This window comes from Hymenobacter sp. BT491, from assembly GCF_014349165.1.
GTDB lineage: Bacteria > Bacteroidota > Bacteroidia > Cytophagales > Hymenobacteraceae > Hymenobacter > Hymenobacter jejuensis.
This window is the reverse complement of the sequence record NZ_JACSJJ010000003.1, coordinates 998,817-1,019,368: the sequence shown is the minus strand read 5'-3', so window position 1 is coordinate 1,019,368 and position 20,552 is coordinate 998,817. Positions and strand designations below refer to the sequence as shown.

Genomic DNA, 20,552 nt, shown 5'->3' with positions numbered 1-20,552 from the left:
GGAGTCGCCTTTTTTATTTAGTAGAACATCTAGCGCTAACTTGTGCGCCAGGCAACTACAAGATAGACAAGGCGTTGTGCTTGCGAATGCGGTATTCAAACATGGTGGCGATGTTTAACGCCCGCACTTTGGCTTCTTCGGCAACCGGACCGGCAAAGTTCTCATGGACAGTAGCATAGAACAATTCCAGCCACCGCTGGAAGTGGGCGGCATCGACGGGTAAAGGCAAGTGCTTGGGAAAAGGCCGGCCGCGGTAGCGCGAGGTGCCCAGCAGCAGGCTGCTCCAGAAATCGTACATCGCCGGCAGGTGGCTGGGCCAGTTGACGTGCGCAAACCCGTTGAACACCGGCGCCAGCAAGTCGTCCTGATTGACCTTGTCGTAGAAAGAATCGACCAATATTTTAATGTCGGCTTCGGTGTGAATGTCCGGAAGTAATGCCATCACTGAGTATTGTAAGTGATTGATGGGTAATTAGTTATGCTGGTTGCCGAACGACGCTTTCTGGACTTGCCCAACTGCGTTGGCGGGCTACCTGTAAGGCCCAGCTTAGCGCGCCTGTACCCGTGCTCAACAACGTAAGGAGCTTAATTATTTCCAAACCGATGTAAATCGGGTGCAGGGCATTGGCAGGCGGCGTGTGACCTGCCAGCAACGCAAGGGCGCGGACGTCGAGGGCAGGGAGCAGCCAGAAAGTTTGCAGCAGCAGAATGATGCTTACCGTCAGCAGGCCCACCCAAGTACGCAGCGGCACACGCAGAAAAAAAGCGCTAACCAAGGCCACGGTGCCCAACATCAACTCGGCTTTGTTGAGGGCCGCAAACACGATGCGGCCAATGCCCAACCCCAGCGGCACGGTGATATGGGGCGCTGTGAATTTGAGAGGGGCTTCTAAAAAAGAAATGCCCGCCACCATTCCGGCCCAGACGAACAGGGCCAGAATCAGGAGCAGCGAACCTACCGTGTGGGAACGTCGCATGGGAAAGCAATCGAAGTGAGGCAAAGCAGCAGGGCCAGGAGCAGCTCTGGCCCCGCAACCGGAACAACAACTCAAAGATGCGGCCCTTTTGGCGCGGCTGCGCTGAAATCAATCAGCGGCCCGCCTGACATTCGTCAGCTTTTATTGGTTTCCAGTGCTTCGGGTGTCCTCAGGGCCGCACTAGGAAGATTTGGCCGTTTTCGGTGGTCTAGGGCCTTTCGCAGGCTTATTTTTGTATTTTTTGTGCGCCCAGGCCAACGCAGAAAGCTCGGCGTAGGCGTTGGCTCCGTACGGGTCGCTCGAATCGAACAAGGCCGACAAGTTATTGGAGCCCACTACCAGCGGCCCGATGCGCAGCATGGCTCCATATGTAAAGGTTTGGTAACTGTTGGTCATCGAGAAAGGCATGGCCACCTCCAGCCACCGGGTCTCGAAGCGGGGCGTGAGCGCAACGTACGAAAACTGCCGCATGCCGGTCGCGTAGTGGGTACGCAGGCCCTGGCTTAGGGCCAAGTTGGCGTAGATCTTGTTGCTGAGGTGGTAATCCACATCAACATTTAACGCCGTCGGGAGGCCTACCCGGAAGTGGTTTTGCCGATTGAGCGCATTGGTGCGCAGAATACGATTGATTTTCTCGTCGAAGTTATCGCCGCTGAGGTTGCCCAAGTCGGCTTCGCTCACGCCCACGTTGCGCGCTCGCACGTCATTGTACACCACGGCATTGTCGCGATAACGAATTGAGCCAATGTCGGTTACGGAAATGGATGCCCGGTACAAATACTTGTTGCGGCCCCGGTCGGCTTGGGCTACGCCGCGCGTATCGGTGTGCTGATACTGCGCAGCATCGGGCCGGTACTCGTACACAATGCCCAGATCGGCGCCCCAGCCGGAGCCGGGCGCGTTGCGGGGCGTAAGCCATTTGGTGGCCTTTTCTACATCGACATCCTCGAAAGCCTGGGTGTTGGAATAAGCAAAAGCGCCATCTAGGTTATAAATCCGAACGATGGTGTCGCCGGTCGCCGCTTGTTTCTTACTTACTTCAAAATCAATGTTTTTGCCCTGTAAGTACCCCGAGCCTATGCCCATCAGGCGTTTGAGCGTAACGCCTGCTTTCAGGAAATGCAACCCGTCGTCCAGCATTACCCGGCCGTAGGTAGCGTCCCATTCGGCAAAGGCATTCATGTTGAGATTGAAGGAGTTGCCCTGCACGCGGTTGCCGATTTTGAACTCGTCGACGGCATTTTGGATGGTTTCCGGCGACACATTGTTTCCCTGAAACGCCGCCCGTACGCGCGTGCTTACGGCAAGGCTTTGCTTGGGCCCGAGGCCAATGAGCACGCCCGGCCCGCGTACGTTCAGGCCCGCACTGAAGAGCTTGGCCTTATCGCTGTCGTTGCGCGTGAGGTACTGGCTCGATAAGTCCAGCGGCTCGTTTAAGTGCCGTAGGCTCCAGGGGTCAGTGTAGCGATACGCTGTGTTGGTGGCATGGCCGTCGACGGCAAAGAGCTGTATTTGAAGCGCATAGCGATTGTCGGCAATGGTAGCCGGGTTCCAGGCAACGGCAGTAAGGCCTGAATAATTGCTGCGGGAGATATTGAATAGCTGCTGGGCTGCCGCGCTGCCCGGCAACAAAGCCAGCGCAAGACCGCAAGTGGGTAGAATTCTCATCAAATAGTGAAGGGCTAGTTATAGGACGCGCTAATATCGGATAAGGAATATATATTTTATGTATAAAGTGAATATTTATCTATGAATAATTCAATGGTTTTGCATTGTCAATCAGGCGGTGCAGGCGGGGTATTGAGTGGCCTGAATAACTGCAGAAGCGGGTGTTCAGTGTTATGCTAAGCAGAAACAGGAAATATTGGTTGTATAAGGCATTGATAGTCAATAATATATAGATAGGCGTAGTTGCCGGAGAAGTTAGGCTTTCCAGCGGGGTTCAGTATCTTGCCTGTTGCAAACTACCCTTGCCAAGAAGGCAAGGACGGACAGCCATTCAGAATGGAAGCGATTCAAACACAAGTAGATATGAAAAGGCCCGCCCAGCGCATCGCGATTTTGGGCAGCGGCAACATTGGCCTGTCGTTGGCCAAAGGATTGGTAAAAGCGGGCATTTTTGAGCGCAGCCACATCACGCTTACCCGCCGCACCAAAACGGCGCTGGCTTCGCTGGCCGACGCGGGCTTCCTGACCAGCACCGACAACCTGGCGGCCGTAAAACAAGCCGATATCGTGGTGCTGGCCGTGCTGCCGCAGCAGTTTAATAAGCTGCTGGAGGAAATCAAGAGTGGTTTTGACCCAGAGAAGCACTTAGTCATCTCGGTTATTTCGGGTGTGTGCTGTTCCGATATCCGGGAGCAGGCGGGCTCGGAGCTGCGCGTAGTGCGGGCCATGCCCAACACGGCCATTGGCATCGGTCAATCGATGACCTGCATTGCCACCGACCGGGCCACTGACGAAGATTTGGCCTTGGTGGAGGCGTTGTTTAACACCGTCGGGGTAAGCATTCAGATCAACGAAGACCTCATGACGTCGGCGACGGCCTTGTGTGCCTGCGGCATTGCGTTTTTCCTGCGCTCGATTCGGGCGGCCTCACAGGGCGGCACTGAAATTGGTTTTCACGCCCACGATGCCCTCAAAATGGCCGCCCAAACTGCCAAAGGCGCAGCCGACTTACTCCTGCAATTATCCTCGCACCCCGAGCAGGAGATTGACAAAGTAACTTCGCCGAAAGGCTGCACCATCGCCGGCCTCAATGAAATGGAGCACAACGGCTTCAGCTCCGCCATGATCAAAGGCATCAAGCTCTCCGCCGAAAAAGCCGGCCAACTCTACAAAGACGAGTAAGCCCAACACTCCCCTCCTCAGCCGAGGAGGGGACGCGGCAGCGAAGCTGTCGCTGGGGTGGTTGGTCCGTTGCTGATGTTGTTTGTAATGAACAGCTTACAACGGGCGGTCATGCAGAGCGAGAGCGAAGCATCTCTCCCGCTTCGCTGCGCTCTGCATGACCGCCCGTTGTATATTCTGTAATAAATTGATTATGAGAACGTTGTAAAATATCTATTTGCTTTTCACCAACTCTTCTTCTGCAACAGGCTCCGCTTTTTTCGCGCCGCCCAGCACCACCAGCACCACGGCCGTTACAATCAGAGCGGCCCCGCCCAGCATTTGCACGTTGAGGGCTTCACCGGCAAAAGCCCAACCCAACAGGACGGCTACCACCGGATTGACAAATGCATAGGTGCCTGCCAGCGCCGGCTCGACGGCCCGCAGCAGCCAGATATAAGCTGTAAACGCCACGATCGAGCCGAAAGTAACCAGGTACGCGTACGCCATCCAGGATTTGGCCGTGATAGCGGCAAAGTCGAAAGCAGAAGCTTCACCGCGCAACAGGCCCAGCAGCACCATCAGCAGACCGCCGCAGATCATCTGCATGCCACCCCCGACAAAAGGCGAGGGCGAAGCTTGCTTCTTTTTGGAATACAGTGAGCCAATCGCCCACAAAAACGCCGCCCCAAGCACCAACCCAATGCCAATAATCCGGTGCCCCGGCAAGGCCACGTGACTGGCCCCAGGGTTACGAGCCAGCAAATACACTCCGGCCATTCCGAAAAGCAAACCCACGGATACGCGCAGCGTAGGCCGGGCGGCTAAGCCACTCAGCCAGCCCAATAAGGCCAGAAATAACGGCACCGTAGCAACCAGCAGCGAGGCCATTCCTGAGGGTATGTATTGCTCACCGAGCGTAACGCCGCCATTGCCACACGTCAGCAGGCAGCTGCCGATGATCAGGGCAGTAAGCCAGCCGCTAAGCGGTGGCCGTGGTGCCCCGCGCAGGCGCATAAACCCGTACAGCAGCACGCCCGCCAAGCTATAGCGCGTACCCGCCATCAGTAGGGGTGGGATGCTCTCGATGGCGAAGCGAATGCCCAGATACGTGGAGCCCCAGATGAGGTAGACGATAGCAAACGCAAGCACAATGGCCGCGCGGGTAGGCTTAGGTTGAGACATGAGGGCAGCGCTTCAGGCAGAATTGACGCTGCAAACGTACAGCAGAATTCTGGGGCAACTATTCGAATCCTTGCGCTTTGTCTTGGTTGGTAGGGGCGCTGGCTCTACTTTTTGCTAACGGTCAGGCCCGGCCACTGATCGGTGCGGAAAGGGTAAGCAGGCAGGCCTTCCTTATTGTACAGATTCGGAAAAGGGTTGTTGCTCCAATCGTAGCGCACGGCGGTGGGCGCCGGTACCTGGTCGCTCGACAGGACCAGCGTGTTGCCTTGCAACTCGCCTTTGGCCCACACAAACTTGTGGTCGGCGCCCGCAATGGCGAAGCCTTTCAGATAGTCGCCGCTCTTGTCTTTCAGGATGAGGCCACCGCCCACGTTGTCGAAGGTGAGCCGCACCTGTTTGCCCTGCACTTGCATGCTCTTGAAGGTGGGGCCAGAAGCCACGATTTTGGTATCACCGTACGCTACTTTTTGGGCGGCCAATGCCAGCCTTTTTCCCACATCCTGCTTGTTGAGCGGGTGAATGTCGTCGGGGCTGCCAATATCAATGGTCGTCGCCATGCCCGTTTTGGGCAAGCTCAGGGTCATGGCTTGGGCCTCGCGCAGCTCCGCCCATTCATATTCGGCAGGCTGCGGCTGATCGTGCTGGTAATTAGCTAATTGCACGAACAGGAAAGGCAAGTCGCCCTGTTCCCAGCGCGTGCGCCAGTCCTTGATCATGGTGGGAAACAGGGTGCGGTACTGATAGGCGCGATCGGAGTTGCTTTCGCCCTGATACCAGATAAAGCCCTTCAGCGCATACGGAATCAGCGGCGCGATCATGCCGTTGTACAGCACCGTGGGGTTATTCGGTAGTCCTTTGGGAAAAGGCGTTTTCGGCACGCTGGCCGGATCGTAAGCGGGCTTGTACTGCCAAGCGCCCGCCAACGGAACAGGCGTGCTGCCCGCCCCGGCAATCAGCTGAAAATCAGCTGTTAGGCCCCAGAGCCCGCCGCCTCCACCGTTGTCGACCACCCGCACCGCAACAACGTTGCGGCCTTCTTTGACCAGCGTTGCGGGCACGGTGTAGCGGCGCTTTTCGCTGTAGCCGGAAGTAGTGCCTACCAGCACGCCGTTGAACCAAGTGCTGTCGTTGTCATCAATCTGACCCAGTGCGAGTTGCAGCGGCTTGCCCGCGTTGGCTGCGGGCAGCGTTACTTCCTTGCGAAACCACACCACGCCGTCGAAAGTGCTCAGTTCGGGTTGTTGCTCCCAGAGGCCGGGGACGTTCATGGTCTTCCAATCCTGAGCGTTGAAATCGGGGTCGGCCCAGCTTTTGCTATCGGGCAAGCGGCCGTGATCCTTACCAGCCGGACTATTTTGCCACGCCTTGAGGCTGTTTATGTAGTCGGTTTGAATCTGGTTGATGTCGCGCTTTTCCTGTTGCATCGCCGCGATTCGGCTCCGAAAGTCGGGCAGCACTTTCAAGGCCTCGGCGCTGGTCCACGATTCCACTTCCGTGCCGCCCCACGTCGAGGAAATCAAGCCAATCGGGACGTGGTAGCGCTGGTACAAGTCGCGGCCAAAGAAGTACGCCACCGCCGAAAATTCAGCTACCGTTTGGGGGCTACATACTTGCCAGCCAGTACTTTCGATATCGCGCTGGGGCTTGGAAGCCACCGTATTTTTGACATCCAAAAAATGGATCTGCGGAAAATTAGCGCCTGCCACTTCCTGATCAGCATTGCGCACCGCGGAGTAGCCTCCGGGCTGGTCTTTGACCGGCATTTCCATGTTCGACTGGCCCGAAGCCAGCCACACGTCGCCTATTAGTATATTCTTGATTTGCAACGTGTTACTGCCCTTAATCGTCATGTCGTAAGGGCCGCCGCTGGGCGTAGCGGGCAGCATGACGGTCCACTTTCCCTCGGAGCCGCCGGGCTTGGCAGTATAGGATTTGCCCCGGAATGTGACCGTTACCGTTTCGCCGGCATCGGCCCAACCCCAAATCGGCAGTTTGGCATCGCGCTGGAGCACCATGTTATCGCCTACCAGCTTGGGCAAGCGAACAGTGGCTTGGGCAATGCGACCACTCAGGCAGCCGACGGACAGAAGCAACAGCGTTTTCGAAAGGCTCATGGGTGGGGGGAAGATCGGTTGAGGAAGCAAGCCTTAAGGTATGCTACTCAGCACGATAAAGGAAATGACTTCGCTGCCTACCTGTCGGTTTGCGTTGCCGGAGGCCGTGCAACGAGTGCGTAGCAACAGAGTCTGTAAAGCGCCTTAACTTCTCGCCCGGTTTTCACCCCATCCTTGCTGCATGATCCGCGCCTTCCTGCTTGCCTCCGCACTTCTTTGCTTGCCCCTGCTCTCGACGGCGCAGCTGCTCCAGCCCAAAACCGCTTTCACGCGGGCCGACTCGCTGCGGGGCAACCTGACGCCCTTGCGCACTTGCTACGACATCAACTATTACCACCTCGACGTTCGGCTGGACATCGACAAGAAGTCGATTAGCGGCTCGAACCTGTTTCGCTTCACGGCCACGCAGGACTTCACGAAGCTGCAATTTGACCTGTTTGCTAACTTGCAGGTAGACAAGGTATTATATAAAGGCCAGGCTCTTCCATTCACCCGTGAGGCCAACGCGGTGTTCGTCACGTTTCCGCAGCCAATCCGCAAAGGCAGCCGCGAGGAGTTTACGGTGCAGTACTCCGGCAAGCCTACCATCGCCGAGCGCGCACCCTGGGACGGCGGCCTAGTGTTCGCCAAAGACGCCAAAGGCAAGCCCTGGGTCGCCACCGCCTGTCAGGGAGTGGGCGCCAGCATCTGGTGGCCGACCAAAGATCATCAGGCCGACGAGGTAGACAGCATGATGATAAGCATCAGTGTACCAAAGGGTTTGAAAGACGTGTCGAACGGGCGGCTGCGCAAAACTACGGCCGTGAAAGGGGGCTACACGCGCTACGACTGGTTTGTGAGCAACCCCATCAACAACTACGACGTGGCAATGAACGTGGGGGATTTCCAGCACTTCGGCGACACCTACGACGGCGAAAATGGCAAGCTCACCCTGGATTATTGGGTGCTGCCCGAAAACGTTGAGAAGGCCAAAAAACAGTTCGGCGACAACGTAAAACCCATGCTCAAGTCGATGGAGCATTGGTTCGGGCCCTATCCCTTTTACAAAGACGGCTATAAGCTCGTGGATGCGCCACACCTGGGCATGGAGCACCAAAGCGCCGTGGCGTACGGCAACAAATACCTCAACGGTTACCTCGGCCACGACCGCTCGGCCACGGGCTGGGGCCTGAAGTGGGACTTCATCATCATTCACGAAAGCGGCCACGAGTGGTTTGGTAACAACATAACCAGCAAGGACATAGCCGATATGTGGATTCATGAGGGCTTTACCACGTACTCCGAAGCGCTGTTCGTGGAAAGCCAGTTTGGCAAGCCTGCCGGCCAGGAATACATCCACGGGCAGCGCCGCAACATCCGCAACGACGAGCCCATTATCGGCCCCTACAACGTCAACAAAGAGGGCTCCGGCGACATGTACGACAAGGGCAGCGTCTTGCTCAACATGGTGCGTACCATCGTCAACGACGACGAGAAGTGGCGCGACATGCTCCGCGGTCTTTCGCACACCTATTACCACCAGACCGTCACGACGCCGCAAGTGGTTGGCTACCTCAACCAGCAAAGCGGCCGCGACCTGACCAAGATCTTCTCGCAGTACCTGCTTTACAAAAACATCCCGACGCTGGAGTTTCGCTTCGAAGATGGCCAAACGCTTTGCCGCTGGGTGGCCGACGTCGATGGTTTCTCGATGCCTGTGCGCGTCCGCACCAAAGGCGGCGAATACCGCTTCATTGAGCCCGAAACCACGTTCCGCCCCGTCAATCTGCCCGGCGCCACCAAGGAAAATCTGGAAGTAGACACGCTCAATTATTACATCGGCTTACTCACAGATTAAAAACAAACTAGAAACTAAAGGTTAGTTCCCCTCCTCAGCTGAGGAGGGGCTAGGGGTGGTTGGCAATCGTTGTTTAGTATATAGTTAAAACTACCAAAGGTGGCAGATCAAGTACACAACCTAATTTACCAAAAGTCCATCCGCCGCACGTTGCGCAACCACCTCACCCCCGCCGAAGCTTTACTGTGGCGGGCGCTGCAACGCAGCCAGCTAGGTGGGCGCAAGTTTAGGCGTCAGCACGGCATTGGGGCTTACGTCGTAGATTTTTACTGCCCCGCTGAAAAATTGGTAATCGAGTTGGATGGCGCCGGACACTTCACAACTAGCGGCGAAGCTACTGACGTGGTGCGCACAGAGTACCTGACTGGGCTAGGCCTGCGGATAATGCGTTTTGAAAATAAACTGGTGCTCAAGCAACTTGACAGTGTATTAGCGGCTATTGAGGCCGCCTTTCTGCCGGAGATCGGCTCCTGACCTTTGGCCAACGATTATCAACCACCCCTAACCCCTCCTCCGCTGAGGAGGGGAACTAGCTCTTAGCTCTAGTTCTAGCCTTGGTTTTAACGCCAAATTTTGGAGATACCAGCCTAGGCTTTCTTGCCTACCTTTGCCCCGCTGATTTTCACTGAATTCATCTGAATATGAATCAATACGACGTTACCGTCATCGGCTCGGGTCCGGGCGGGTATGTAGCTGCCATTCGTTGCGCGCAATTAGGCCTCAAGACGGCCATTATCGAGAAGTACGACACCCTCGGCGGCACCTGCCTCAACGTAGGCTGCATTCCCAGCAAGGCCCTGCTCGACAGCACCGAGCACTACCACAACGCCCACACCACTTTCAAAGAGCACGGTATAGAACTGTCTGATCTTCAGATAAATATGAACCAGCTCATCGACCGCAAAAACGGCGTGGTGAAAGCCAACGTGGACGGTATCGCGTTTCTGATGAAGAAGAACAAGATCGACGTCCTCAAAGGCGTGGGCTCGTTCGTGGATAAGAATCACATCAAAATTGTGCCGCTGGGTGGCGGCGAAGAGCAGCAGATCGAAACCAAAAACACGATCATCGCGACGGGCTCCAAGCCTACCGTGCTGCCCTTCATCAAGCAGGACAAGCAACGCATCATCACCAGCACCGAGGCCCTCAACATTCGCGAAGTGCCTAAGCACATGATCGTGATTGGCGGCGGCGTAATCGGGCTGGAAATGGCTTCGGTCTATGCCCGTTTGGGTGCCAAAGTATCCGTAATCGAATTCTTGGATTCGCTGATCCCGACCATGGACCGCGCCCTGGGCAAAGAGCTCAAGCGCATCCTGGGCAAAATCGGCATTGAGTTTTTCCTGAGCCACAAAGTAACCGGCGCCACCCGCGAAGGTGACACCGTGACCGTAACCGCGACCAACCCCAAAGGCGAGGAAGTGAAGTTTGAAGGCGACTACTGCCTCGTCGCCGTGGGCCGCGTGCCCTACACCGCCGGCCTCAACCTGGAAGCCGCTGGCGTGGAGATGGAAGAGCGCGGCCGCGTCAAGGTCGATGAGCACCTTCAGACCAACGTGCCCGGCATCTACGCCATCGGCGACGTGATTCGGGGCGCTATGCTGGCCCACAAAGCCGAAGAAGAAGGCGTGTACGTGGCCGAAACCATCGTGGGCCAGAAGCCGCACATCAACTACTTGCTCATCCCCGGCGTGGTGTACACCTGGCCCGAAGTGGCCGGCGTGGGCTACACCGAAGAGCAGCTCAAAGAAACGGGTCGCGCCTACAAAACCGGCTCGTTCCCGTTCCGCGCCTCGGGCCGCGCCCGCGCCTCCATGGACCTCGACGGCTTCGTGAAAGTGCTGGCCGACAAGGAAACCGACGAAATCCTAGGCATGCACATGATCGGTCCGCGCATCGCCGACCTCATCGCCGAAGGCGTAACCGCCATGGAATTCCGCGCCTCCGCCGAGGACGTAGCCCGCATGAGCCACGCCCACCCGACCTATGCGGAAGCGGTGAAAGAAGCGTGCTTAGCGGCTACTGAGAACCGCGCTATTCATATGTAATTCCGCGCTTGCTAGAAATGAGAAGAGGCGGTAGCTCCTACTTGGAGCTACCGCCTCTTCTCATTTCTGTTAAAAAATGATACTTATGATTTCGGAATGAAAACTTGGGGTGGACTGATAGCAGAATTGCCATTAGCCAATTCTACTAATGCATTAGCAGTATTGCACTCTGTTATAAGTTCGTCCCTCTCTAATTTAAGCTTCGCATCAATAAAACTGTGCTTTAACTCAAATTCTGTGAAAATTTGACGCCAAGTCTTGACATAAAATTTTATTTTCCCTGAATTATTTGATAGAACTAAAGATGCTTCGCCATGATTTTTATTTGATTCTATTTGTCTTTCTATAAAACCCGAAGTATCAAACTTGTTCCCAATGAGGTAGAACCTCCACTCCATGTTAGATGCGTTGAACTGAGGCTGACTAGTAATAACACTCATGTATTTATCAACTTGCATATATTCTGCTTGTCCAAGCGCAACAAGAGGATGTTTGAGTTCAACCATTATATTCTGAATAATATTATCTTTTTTATTCTGTCTACAGGCGAATATATCCATCTCTTTCAATTTGAATTGATGGTCAATATCTGCCTTGATTTTATTTCCCTTTGTATGATATATGTATTTCTCTAATGCTTCGTTGAATTTAGGCTCGGCGGCTGTAACAAGGTGATACTCTTCTCCAAAAAGCCAATAATGGTTTTCAATAAGAGATTGCAGATGTGGTACCTCTGCTGCCTCTAATTCGGCTTTAAAGACAAGGTCCTGGAGTGCATAGTAGGTCTTGTACCGATCTTCAATCAATTTGATTGTTGAAATAACTCGGTCGAGTTTAGTGGTTTTAAATAGCCTAGAGAGCTGCTCCCTCTCATCAGTATCAAGATTTACTATTTCTTCTAAGATATCAAATATATGTTCACGTTCGTTAGAATCTAACAAGAGATTTAAAAATCTTACAAATGTCTTTTTTTGTTCAGTGTTTAGGCTAACAAATATTTTGGGTTGTGCTTCGTATAAACCAATTATAGTGTCCTTTAATTCTCTGAGACGCGGTTGTTCCCAATCGTTCTTTATCTCCGGAAATATATTTTGGGTTTCATAATCATTTATGAGCTTTTCTGCATAAGCTCTTAGGAAAGGTTTTCTTTTTGATTGTAAGTATTCTCCTAGTTTGCTAATTAACTGTTTGTGCTCAGGGGCAGACTTTGCTTTGGCAAACAAATTTATTTGAGATTCAGATTGCTTTTTTTGAAAGTCGAAGTTGTTGAAAAAGTCGCTCTTTATGTATATGCTATGATAGAAGTTGTCTGATTTTCTATTAAGAGTTGTGAAATCTTTGTATACTTCGATGTTATCATCGTTGATATAATAAAATTTAGATTGTTCAGTGTTTAAAGATTTCTTCCACTGTACATATTTTATCTCGAAAGTAGTATTATTTTCGTCTATAACAAATTCTTCATTATCCAAAAGTAGTTCTGAATAATCTAAAATTACATCGTTAATTATTATTTTAAATCCTTTATTCTTATTTAATTCCAAAAACCAGCAAAATTCTTCTTTGATAAAGGGGATTATTTCTAATTCAAGTTGAGGTTTAGATATTTTTACGTTATTAAAAGTTACGATTGTTCCAGTGGCAGGCAATGGGGGTCTATAGGTATAGAATTAGAAGACTTTAAATTACTGGCACTTATATTTATTCGTACCCCTTTAAGCTTTGATCCTTCTTTGTAGCAACTTTTCCATTCTGCATCATGGGCAAATGTGAAAAATGTTAGTCTTCCGACTCCATTCTTTCCATGTAAAACAGAGGTGTGCTTAGGGGATTGAATTTCAATGCTCTTTTCAGAATCATAAAACTTGTCGAATTTGTCCTCTAGTTTGGATGTGTTTATTCCAAATCCGTTGTCTGTAATACAGATTTGATCTATATTTTCTAATTCATCGTAAGTATAATTTATTTCTACTTGAGATGATTTTGCATCGAAACCATTCCATATATATTCTGCTAACGCACTTGTGTGTTTGTAATTTTTTAGAACTTTTTTGATTCCAGACGAGGTAATATTAGTGTCGCGTTTCATTTATAGTTTTGATGAGATTGTGATGCACTGTTAGTAAAAAATATACTGCAGAAAGCATAAGGATTGTAGAAATCACTATGTTTTCTGCACCAATTTAAACCCATCCTTGGTTACTTAGTACTGCTGGACCTGGATGGTGATAGTTTCGCCTTCCAGTAGCTTGCTTAGGTCCGCAATGTTGCCCTCGATGGTATGCAGGGTGAAGCCGTGCTTGCGGGCCAGGGCGAGGTAGCGCGGGTTGATGTAGGCGCGGACCCCGCACTGGATGATGCGGACGTGGGCCGGGGTGTTTTTGAGGCGCTTAGCGTCGTGGAAAGATTTGATTACCACTCTCGCCATTCGGATGCTAGTCCTTCCCCGTCGCCATAATCAGCAGGGTTAAGTCCGCAGGCCACGGTCATGCTATTGGTTAATTCGCATATTTCCTCTCGCTCGCCGGTTTCGATGAGTTCTTCATCTAGTTCGTTGGTAGCCTCAATGGCTTTTTGGAATGCTGCTATTTTCTTAGCTTCAGTTGCATTCTCTCCAAGTGCTATAAGGTCAGTGATAAGGGTATTGAAGATCGCTTCAACCTCAGCACAATTCTCCTCGGTGTATTGCTCAAGCCCATCATCATAATACTCTCTCCATCCAGCAAAAGGATATTCCTGTTTTGTTGCGTTAAGCTTATCGGCGTAAGGGCTCATGTGATTTTTGAAAGATTATAAGGGGTCAAGATAGAAAAAGAGGCCGCTGCTACTAGAGCGGCGGCCTCTTTTTCTAGGATTATACTATACCTGCGGACAGATACGTTGGAGATCGAATATAGACAGTTTTCTATGCTTAGCCGTTCCTGATTGCCTGTACTGGCGTCTGCATAGGTGCGCGTGAGACTGATCGCTCTGAATATCCGGGGGTAAAAATGTATTAATCAGTAGTTTATATAAGCCTTGAAATCCATGAACCTCTTCCGTTTCAAGCGCAACAGCGCTTCACCCCAGAAGTCCAAAAGCAAAGCCCGCGAATGGCGCGATGCCGTGGTGTTTGCCATTGTGGCGGCCACGCTTATCCGCTGGTCGGCGGTGGAGGCATACACCATCCCGACGCCCAGCATGGAGCACACGCTGCTGGTGGGCGACTACCTGTTTGTGAGTCGGTTGCACTACGGCCCAATCACGCCGCAAACGCCGCTGCAAATCCCGTTGACGCACCAGAAGGTGTTGGGCCTGAAAAGCTACTCCGACCTGATTCAACTGCCGACGTACCGTTTTCCCGGCTTCAGCTCCGTTCAGCGCAACGACGTGGTGGTGTTTCATGTGCCGCACGAGCAGCAACGGCCGGCCGACCTGCGCACCCACCTGATCAAGCGCTGCATCGCGGTAGCCGGCGACACCATGGAGATACGCAACGGACAGGTGTGGCTGAATGGGCAGCCCGGCCCCGTAGCGGGTCAGTTGCAGAATACGTACTTCATGGAGATCGATACCCCCGATGATGCCATTCGGCAGGCGCTGCATGCCCAAGGCATAGTCGATTACGACGAGCCCGATGGAATTCCGAGAGCGAGCACCGACCCCACAACGGGCAAGCCGGGCTTTTACATCAGTTGCCCGGCCAGCGTAGCAGAGTATTTTCGTCGGCAGCCCTATGTGAAGGCCCTGACGGTGCCCAAGTTTCAGACGGATCTCTTCCCCGACGTAGCCGATTTCCACAATTCCGGGGCCGCTAGCACCGTGCCCCACCACTGGCAGCTCGATACTTATGGCCCGCTGCCCGTGCCCAAGAAAGGCCAGACCATCGCGTTAACGCCCGCCAACGCCGCGATCTACTACAAAATCGTGGCCCAATACGAGCACAACACGGGCATCAGTTGGAAGGATGGCATGATTCAGCAAAATGGCCGCCCGCTGACGCTTTATACCATCAAGCAGAACTATTACTTCATGATGGGCGACAACCGCCACAACTCGGAAGACTCGCGCTTTTGGGGCTTCGTCCCCGAAGATCATATCGTCGGGAAAGCGGTTTTCGTCTGGCTATCCATCGACCCGAACGCCGACTGGCTGCACAAAATCCGTTGGGATCGCCTGTTTCAGCCTATTAGCTAAATTATTGATAGATAAATAGTTGTCGAATGGGCTTGGCTTCGGCTTCGATCATACTGGGATCAAGGTGAATCGCGAAATCACTATTTAGCTGACCGATAGTAGCGAGCGGCACCAATCGCAATTGGCAGGCCAATGCAAACGAGTATAATCAGCCATTCCAAAGCCGCTTTAGCCGGGTCGGAAGGCAGGCGCCCAATGCGCGAAGCCGGCACGACGACCAGGTTCATGACGAGCCACACGAAGCTGCCGTAGAGCACGCCCCGCACGACGGGGTGCGACCAGCGTTGGCCCAAACGGGGAAAAAGCCAGAAATAAAAGGCCGTAAAAAGAAAGGCAAACCCGTAGTGAAACACGAAACCCCAGCCCGCCGCTGCCAGGCCGCCGGTGAGCGCCTCTTTCCCCAGCAAGCCGCTAGCCACGTAGCGCGGCACGCCGAGCGGATCTCGCCCCGTGGTGAGGGCGTATTTCGTCATTGCCACGCTGATGTCCAGCGTCCCGGCTACCAAGGCGGTCAGCACTACTGCCCGGGTGCGGCCCAGCCGAACAGTTGGGGCGGAAGCAGGCATTGAATAAGACATGGCAAAAGGCAGTGAGTTGTGGAGGAACTTGCCTTAAGGTAAGATTTTCAGGGCTAATTGAGCAACAGAGATCACTGCGTAACTAGTTAATAGCTTGGGCCTTAAGCGGCAGATCTGTTGCCAAGTGCTCCGCGTGCATAAACCCAGTTTTCAACAAGCAAATGCCCAAAGCCGTGCAGCTCTAGGCAGTGGGGGCCGGCTTATTCAGCCACCGCTTCGCGCGCCAAGCCTGCTGTTGCTCCGCGTCCAGAAACGTCCAGGCTACGATGCGGCTGGTTTTCTGGCCCTGCGACATGTTGATGGTGCGCACTTCTACGGCTCCCAGCTTTTGCAGCGACTTATACAGGCCCGGAAGGGTTTCCTTCTTGGAAACCAGCGCCGTAAACCAAAAGCACGTTTCCCGCACCAGATGGGCGCTTTCTTCGGCCATGCGCCACAGGAAAGTAGCCTCGCCGCCGGGGTACCACAGCTCCGCCGACTGGCCGCCGAAGTTGGGTTCGGGTTTTGGGCCTTTGCTGGTGCCCAGGTTGTGCTCCTTGCGGCGGCTGGCGGCTTCAGCTTCGGCCTGCGACCCGTGAAACGGCGGGTTGCACATCGTCAGGTCGAAGACCTCCTTGGGCTTGACCATGCCGCTGAAAATATTACTGGAAGCGGGTTGTAGCCGTAGCTCCACCGCACCCGAGAGGCCCGTATTGCTGGCCACAATTTGCTTGGCAACCCGAATGGCGACCGGGTCTACGTCGGTGCCGACGAAGCGCCAGCCGTATTCGTGGCGCCCAATGATGGGGTAGATGCAGTTGGCACCCACGCCTACATCGAGCACCCGGATGCCCTTGCCCGTCGGGGTTACGCCTTCGTTGACGGAGGCGATGAGGTCGGCCAGGTAGTGAATGTAATCGGCGCGGCCGGGGATGGGCGGACTTAGGTAACCCGCCGGAATATCCCACATCTGAATGTTGTAAAACTGCTTCAGCAACGCTTTGTTGAGCGCTTTCACCGCCTGCGGGTTGGCAAAATCGATGCTGGCGTCGCCATACGGGTTGTCGGCCACAAATTGCGCCAGCTCCGGCGAGGTGCGAATCAACTGCGGGAAATCGTAACGGCCGCGGTGGCGGTTGCGCGGGTGCAGTTGGTCTTTGTCGGCAGTGAAATCCTTGGGCGGCTGAGTCATCGGGCAATGGGTTTAGGGGAAGCGGCTTTGGTGCTAAACAGCAGGCGGGCCGCCATCAAAGCTAACGAGAGTTGCGGCAACGGAAGTTTGAGGTAGTTCACGCAGCCAGATTCGAAAGTGTTAAAAACGTAGTTTCAGTCAGTGCAGCGAAGTCCATTGCCCTCTACGTCCGTCATCCTTCGCTATGCTCTGGATGACCCGATAAACAAGTTTTAAGTAGGGTAGTCGGAGCTGGCTGGGTTGAGGCTGCTGTGGTCAGGATAAATATGGATTTAGTATAATATATTGATAATCAATATATTATGCGGTATGCGCGTGTTTCCCCTATACGTAACTCCTTACTTCACAGAATCATACAGCCGTGCCATTTCTATCAGCGGGTTGTGGCCGAGGTAATCGCGGCAGGGCGTATTGTACTTAGTGTTGGGCTTGCGCTTTAAGTCTTCGGGTTTGCCACCCAACGGGTTGTAGAACTCCCAGATAGTGCCAGTTCTTTTAAACTGCTTCGCCGAATCATCCAGCGCTTTCTCCAAGATGATTTTGGCAGCGTCTTTCCGACCGTAGTTCAGGCACCCACGGGCGGCCCAATAGGCCATGCTGTTCCAAGCGGGGCCACGCCACATGCGCAGTTCAAATTTGGGGTCGCGGCGGCCTACCGTCGCAATCGGGTGGTTGGTCAGAAAGACTGATTTGTTCAGCAGGTAAGTGTCAATGTAGCGGTCGGCTTGCTCCTGGGTCGCGGCGCCGGTTACCAAAGGCCACATGCTTTCGAAAGGGAGGTTGCGCAGCTTGGCGTCTTTTACGGCCCAGCTATCATAAAACATGCCGTCGGCCGGCACATACAAACCCGTCTGAATAAACGACCGCAATTCCTGGGTGCGCTTTTCGTAATAGTCGGCGTTGAGGCCAAGCTGCCGGGCCCACTGCGCGGCAATCTGGTAGAGCGCGTATACGTGGCTGGTCGCATCGACGCAGGCCAGAGCACCCTTCGCCACTTCGTCGAAGCGAATGCCTTCGTCGACGCCGCTTTCCCACTTTTTCAGCAGAATGTCGTTGTAAAAAAAGCCTTCATTTTCGGCTTTTCGGTTGTTCTCAAACCAAGCAATCTGTCGGATCAGCGGCGTGTAGAAAGTCCTGACTACGCTGCTGTCGTGGGTGACTTTCACGTATTCCTGCACGGCCAAAGGCCACAGCGGCGGGTGGCCCTGCGTGTTTTTATTCCAGGTAATAGAGTCCCGCTTTGACAGCCCGCCGGGCATATAAATGGAGCCCGGCAGCAAGCCAGAGGGCTCCTGGTTCTTGATGTCGTTAAGAAGCTGGTGGAGAGCATGTTCTGGGTAGGAAGGCAGTACATCCAAAATCTCGTGTACCACGTCCCAGTGCCCAAACGCGTTGCCGTACACGTAGCCGGGGCCTAGGTCTTCCCATTCGTAATCGAAGGGCCAGGTAGCCGGATGCGTGGCTTGTTGGTGCAACCTGGCCACGTAGCCAAGCATGGGCCACCAAGCGGGTTTCCCAACACGGGCAGCGTCGGTGGCGAGCTTCGCCCAGCTACCGCTTTGTGCCGCCTTGCTTTCGGCAGGCCGGGTGGTCTGGGCGGCCAGCGGAGGCGAAAGTGTGACCAGGAAAAGTGCGATGGCCAGACGGGGTAACCAAGTTGTTTTCACAGAATAGAATAAGGCTGATGAGTAAGGCGGTACCCTGGTAAGTGTAAGCAAAAAGCCGCGGAGTTGCCCCACGCTTATCAGGCCACCTATAGACTCTCATCTCAAAAGCTGCGTACTTGCCGGTTATGCTTTCCGAACCTACCTACCTGGCGGCGCGCGTGGTGGCGCCCATGATTGAATCGCACTTTGCCCGGCACCGGGAGGCTGCTACCGCCCACGACCCAGCCACTTTTGCGCCTATGCCATCGGCTAGCTTGGTAGAAGTCGTCATCGACGCGGCATTTTGGGCTAGTCTGCGACGCGAGGAGGGGCATCCGCCTAAGATTTCGCTGGCCCTGCTCCAGCCCCACCAAGCCACGCAGCCGGTAGTGTTCACGAAGCGCCGCCTCATCCCGTACAACCTGCTCAAGCTGGCTCCGGCCGTCGAGCAGCCCGGCATTCACCTGGGGGTGTGGCACGACGACGAAGGACTGTATGTGTGGGGCACGGCCACTGGCATTCCGCCGCTGTGCTTTGTGCTGGAAGTGGTGGAGCCGGGCTTGTTGGTGGTGAAGCACCGCCGCGCCGACGGCTTTGGCAAGTTTGTGAACGTGGCCATCCTGCGCGGCGACCAACTCCAGCTCGTAGACGCCGAAAACGCCGCCGTCGACGACTGTCCGGCGCTGCAAATGTTTCTGCCGGGCCAAAGCCTGCCCGCTTCCGGCACTGGCGAAGTCGATAACGTGCTCGTGGAGCTGGCCGCCGTTATGCGTGCCCACGGCCGCGGCGGCTTGGTGCTGGTCGTGCCTTCCGGCTCGACGCAGTGGCAAAATTCTATTGTTCAGCCTATTACGTATCCGGTGCTTCCGGCTTACACCGGCATTGCCGAAGGCCGGCACCTGGAACAGGCCAAGTGGAAGTGGCGGGAAGAAATTCAGCAAGCCATCGGGATTGTGGGGGGCTTCACGGCCGTCGATGGGGCTACCGTTATCACCCGCGACTACCATTTGCTGGCCTTCGGGGCGAAGGTGGCGCGGGCCGAATCCAGCACCCCCGTCGACAGGATGGTGCTCACCGAACCCGTGCTCGACAGCGTGGCGCGCTACCTGCACCCGGCCCAGAACGGCGGCACGCGCCACCTGGCCGCTGCCCAATTTGTGTACGACCAACGCGATGCCCTCGCTCTGGTAGCCTCACAGGATGGCTTCTTCACGGTCTTTGCCTGGTCGGAGTCGTTGCAAATGGTGCACGCCCATCGTATTGATGTGCTGCTTTTGTAACTATCTGATTGTTAAACAATTATACAAGATGGATTCTAATCGATGGCCAGCGGTGGGCCGACTACCTGCATCTCGTGGGCGGCAAATATTTTGGCTATTTCTTCGTTTGTTGGCGTGGCTTTTAAGGCAGCCATCGCCATAAAGAATTCCTCGAGCTTGCCGGCGGGTTGCAGCGTTACGGTCATCTTGCCTGTGTCACTGACCTGCGTCCAGGCGTGCGGCACTTTGCGGGGCAGAAAAATACTGTCGCCGGCGTGGAGGCGGTACTTGTCGTCGCCGACCTGGAAGTAATACTCACCGGCCTGCACAAAAAAAACCTCATCCTGAAAATGGTGCAGGTGCAAAGGCGTGCCGCGCTTGGGCGATACGCTGGTTTGCTCAAAAATCGCCAGCAACCCGCCCGTATCCTTGCCCGATACCTTCACATCCAGAATGTTGGAATTGACGCCCTTGAGCTGAATATGGCCGTGAAAGCGGCCTTCTCCGGCCTTCGCCACAAAGCCCTTACTGGGAGAGGGCAAACCGGCTTGTGCAGTCGTAATAAATGGCACCGCGGCCACGGCCGAGAAAACGAATTGGCGTCTTTGCATAGGAATTTGGACTTAGGTAGGAGTGAAATCCGAAGGCACAAAGTGCGACTATTGTTATAGTAAGCGCTTTGTAATATTCTGATTATTAATACTTTGCATAAAACGAAATCTGCTCAGAATT

General features: G+C 54.2%; 19 protein-coding genes. 6 read left to right on the top strand and 13 right to left on the bottom strand.

Annotated features, from left to right (window positions below; all coding sequences use genetic code 11):
• Positions 1-55 precede the first annotated feature (55 nt).
• From H9I52_RS15885 to H9I52_RS15875, 3 genes are all read right to left on the bottom strand, one after another.
• The gene (locus H9I52_RS15885; RefSeq protein WP_187454641.1) at positions 56-442 is read right to left on the bottom strand and encodes a group III truncated hemoglobin; all 387 of its coding nucleotides are present in this window, start codon (positions 440-442) and stop codon (positions 56-58) included.
• Positions 443-476: 34 nt separating this feature from the next.
• Complete coding sequence (locus H9I52_RS15880) at positions 477-977, bottom strand: hypothetical protein (protein ID WP_187454640.1); 501 nt, start codon at positions 975-977, stop codon at positions 477-479.
• A 180-nt stretch (positions 978-1,157) separates the two neighbouring features.
• The gene (locus tag H9I52_RS15875) at positions 1,158-2,645 is read right to left on the bottom strand and encodes a DUF5723 family protein (RefSeq protein ID WP_187454639.1); all 1,488 of its coding nucleotides are present in this window, start codon (positions 2,643-2,645) and stop codon (positions 1,158-1,160) included.
• A 363-nt stretch (positions 2,646-3,008) separates the two neighbouring features.
• Here H9I52_RS15875 and proC point away from each other — a divergent pair, with 363 nt between their 5' ends.
• Entirely contained in the window at positions 3,009-3,827 is an 819-nt protein-coding gene (gene proC, locus H9I52_RS15870) for a pyrroline-5-carboxylate reductase (protein ID WP_187454638.1), read from the top strand.
• Positions 3,828-4,040: 213 nt separating this feature from the next.
• On the opposite strand, the gene H9I52_RS15865 is transcribed toward proC, so the two are convergent.
• Together H9I52_RS15865 and H9I52_RS15860 are read right to left on the bottom strand one after the other, a co-directional pair.
• Positions 4,041-4,991 carry an EamA family transporter gene (locus H9I52_RS15865; RefSeq protein WP_187454637.1) on the bottom strand — a complete coding sequence of 317 codons (951 nt, stop codon included), beginning with the start codon at positions 4,989-4,991 and terminating at the stop codon, positions 4,041-4,043.
• A gap of 104 nt (positions 4,992-5,095) precedes the next feature.
• On the bottom strand, positions 5,096-7,105 hold the full coding sequence (locus tag H9I52_RS15860; RefSeq protein WP_187454636.1) for a sialate O-acetylesterase: 2,010 nt from the start codon (positions 7,103-7,105) through the stop codon (positions 5,096-5,098).
• Between the two features lie 181 nt (positions 7,106-7,286).
• Here H9I52_RS15860 and H9I52_RS15855 point away from each other — a divergent pair, with 181 nt between their 5' ends.
• From H9I52_RS15855 to lpdA, 3 genes are all read left to right on the top strand, one after another.
• Complete coding sequence (locus H9I52_RS15855; RefSeq protein WP_187454635.1) at positions 7,287-8,942, top strand: M1 family metallopeptidase; 1,656 nt, start codon at positions 7,287-7,289, stop codon at positions 8,940-8,942.
• 99 nt (positions 8,943-9,041) lie between these two features.
• A complete protein-coding gene (locus H9I52_RS15850; protein WP_187454634.1) occupies positions 9,042-9,416 on the top strand; it encodes an endonuclease domain-containing protein in 375 nt (124 codons plus the stop codon).
• Between the two features lie 167 nt (positions 9,417-9,583).
• On the top strand, positions 9,584-10,990 hold the full coding sequence (gene lpdA / locus H9I52_RS15845; protein WP_187454633.1) for a dihydrolipoyl dehydrogenase: 1,407 nt from the start codon (positions 9,584-9,586) through the stop codon (positions 10,988-10,990).
• 83 nt (positions 10,991-11,073) lie between these two features.
• On the opposite strand, the gene H9I52_RS15840 is transcribed toward lpdA, so the two are convergent.
• The 4 genes from H9I52_RS15840 to H9I52_RS15825 all read right to left on the bottom strand — a co-directional run bounded on the left by H9I52_RS15840 (position 11,074) and on the right by H9I52_RS15825 (position 13,765).
• Positions 11,074-12,639: an ATP-binding protein gene (locus H9I52_RS15840; protein ID WP_187454632.1), complete on the bottom strand. Its 1,566-nt coding sequence runs from the start codon at positions 12,637-12,639 to the stop codon at positions 11,074-11,076.
• On the bottom strand, positions 12,615-13,079 hold the full coding sequence (locus H9I52_RS15835; protein WP_187454631.1) for an ATP-binding protein: 465 nt from the start codon (positions 13,077-13,079) through the stop codon (positions 12,615-12,617). Before H9I52_RS15835 ends, H9I52_RS15840 begins: the two co-directional genes overlap by 25 nt.
• 114 nt (positions 13,080-13,193) lie before the next feature.
• Positions 13,194-13,409: a hypothetical protein gene (locus H9I52_RS15830; protein ID WP_187454630.1), complete on the bottom strand. Its 216-nt coding sequence runs from the start codon at positions 13,407-13,409 to the stop codon at positions 13,194-13,196.
• Positions 13,403-13,765, bottom strand: a complete 363-nt coding sequence (locus tag H9I52_RS15825; protein ID WP_187454629.1) for a hypothetical protein — start codon at positions 13,763-13,765, stop codon at positions 13,403-13,405. Before H9I52_RS15825 ends, H9I52_RS15830 begins: the two co-directional genes overlap by 7 nt.
• Before the next feature lie 252 nt (positions 13,766-14,017).
• Between H9I52_RS15825 and lepB the strand changes: the two genes are divergently transcribed.
• Complete coding sequence (gene lepB, locus H9I52_RS15820; protein ID WP_187454628.1) at positions 14,018-15,166, top strand: signal peptidase I; 1,149 nt, start codon at positions 14,018-14,020, stop codon at positions 15,164-15,166.
• Between the two features lie 80 nt (positions 15,167-15,246).
• Here lepB and H9I52_RS15815 read toward each other — a convergent pair whose 3' ends face one another.
• The 3 genes from H9I52_RS15815 to H9I52_RS15805 all read right to left on the bottom strand — a co-directional run bounded on the left by H9I52_RS15815 (position 15,247) and on the right by H9I52_RS15805 (position 18,582).
• Positions 15,247-15,744, bottom strand: a complete 498-nt coding sequence (locus tag H9I52_RS15815) for a DUF1440 domain-containing protein (RefSeq protein ID WP_222940518.1) — start codon at positions 15,742-15,744, stop codon at positions 15,247-15,249.
• Between the two features lie 181 nt (positions 15,745-15,925).
• Positions 15,926-16,915 (bottom strand): 23S rRNA (adenine(1618)-N(6))-methyltransferase RlmF, encoded by a 990-nt coding sequence (gene rlmF / locus H9I52_RS15810; protein ID WP_187454626.1) that lies wholly within the window; start codon positions 16,913-16,915, stop codon positions 15,926-15,928.
• A gap of 338 nt (positions 16,916-17,253) precedes the next feature.
• Entirely contained in the window at positions 17,254-18,582 is a 1,329-nt protein-coding gene (locus H9I52_RS15805; RefSeq protein ID WP_187454625.1) for an MGH1-like glycoside hydrolase domain-containing protein, read from the bottom strand.
• A 125-nt stretch (positions 18,583-18,707) separates the two neighbouring features.
• On the opposite strand from H9I52_RS15805, the gene H9I52_RS15800 reads away from it, so the two are divergent.
• Positions 18,708-19,841, top strand: coding sequence for a putative sensor domain DACNV-containing protein (locus H9I52_RS15800; RefSeq protein WP_187454624.1), 1,134 nt, complete (start codon positions 18,708-18,710; stop codon positions 19,839-19,841).
• Between the two features lie 35 nt (positions 19,842-19,876).
• On the opposite strand, the gene H9I52_RS15795 is transcribed toward H9I52_RS15800, so the two are convergent.
• Positions 19,877-20,431 carry a cupin domain-containing protein gene (locus H9I52_RS15795; protein ID WP_187454623.1) on the bottom strand — a complete coding sequence of 185 codons (555 nt, stop codon included), beginning with the start codon at positions 20,429-20,431 and terminating at the stop codon, positions 19,877-19,879.
• Positions 20,432-20,552: the final 121 nt, after the last annotated feature.